This is a genomic window from Streptomyces sp. NPDC058650 (genome assembly GCF_042717315.1).
GTDB lineage: Bacteria > Actinomycetota > Actinomycetes > Streptomycetales > Streptomycetaceae > Streptomyces.
Window position 1 is genome coordinate 1 of sequence record NZ_JBHXRL010000073.1, and the last position, 1,206, is coordinate 1,206.

Genomic DNA, 1,206 nt, shown 5'->3' on the forward strand with positions numbered 1-1,206 from the left:
CCCGTATTCCGACCGTCTCGACTCCGGTCGCGACCGGCGAGCCGATCCTCGAGGTGTCGGGGCTCACGAAGCGCTATGGCGGCGTGGTCGCCGTCGACGACGTGACCCTCACGGTGCCCGCCGGGCAGATCATGGGCCTCATCGGGCCGAACGGCGCTGGCAAGACGACGTGCTTCAACATGATCACGGGCGCGATCGCCCCCACCTCGGGCACCGTGCGCTTCCTCGGCGAGGAGATCCAGGGGCGCAAGCCGCACGTCGGCGCCGAGGCGGGGCTCACCCGCACCTTCCAGAACCTGCAGGTGTTCTCGTCGACCGACGTCGTCGGCAACGTCTACATGGGCCGCTACCGCAAGGGTCGCGCCGGCATCCTCCGCGGCATGTTCGGGCTCCAGGGCCGCGAGCAGTACGCCCACGAGGAGATCGCGCACGACATCCTCGACTCGATGCGCCTCGGCGACGTCGCGGGCCTCGCCGCCGGCGACCTGCCGTTCGGCCGCCAGCGCATGATGGAGGTGTGCCGGGCGCTCGCCGCCGAGCCTGCGCTGCTGCTGCTCGACGAGCCGATGGCCGGCCTCTCGGGCAGCGAGCGCGAACTGCTCGCGCAACTGCTGCGAGCGCTGCGCGACGCCGGGCTCACGATCGTGCTCGTGGAGCACGACGTCGCCCAGGTGATGGCGCTCGCCGACTCGGTCGCGGTGCTCGACGACGGCGTGCTCATCGCGCACGGCGACCCCGAGACGGTGCGCAACGACCCCAAGGTCATCGTCGCCTACCTCGGCACCGATGCCGAAGAGGCCGAGGCCGAGCTGAAGGAACTGGAGGACCAGTCATGACCCTCGCAGTCGACCGCCTCGACGCGGGCTACGGCAAGCTCGCCATTCTGCACGAGGTGAGCCTCTCGGTGGCACCCGGCGAGATCGTGACCGTCGTCGGTTCGAACGGCGCCGGCAAGACGACGCTGCTTCGAGCGCTCAACGGCCTGATCCGCCCCACCGCCGGCACCGTCACGATCGACGGCGTCGACATCACGGGCAAGCCGACCGAGAAGATGGCGTCGCTCGGGCTCACCCATGTGCCCGAGAACCGCTTGTGCTTCCCGACCCTGTCGGTGCGCGACAACCTCATGCTCGGCGCCTGGAGCCGAGGCGGCAAGGGCGATCTCGCCGCCGTGCTCGAGCTCTTCCCGCGCCTGCAGCCGCGGCT

At 70.6% G+C, this 1,206-nt stretch carries 2 protein-coding genes; both read left to right on the forward strand.

The window, feature by feature from the left end; genetic code table 11:
• A partial coding sequence (locus tag ACFWWU_RS37330; protein WP_384153681.1) for an ABC transporter ATP-binding protein occupies window positions 1-836 on the forward strand: 836 nt, incomplete at its 5' end.
• A partial coding sequence (locus ACFWWU_RS37335; RefSeq protein ID WP_384153684.1) for an ATP-binding cassette domain-containing protein occupies window positions 833-1,206 on the forward strand: 374 nt, incomplete at its 3' end. The genes ACFWWU_RS37330 and ACFWWU_RS37335, both read left to right, overlap by 4 nt.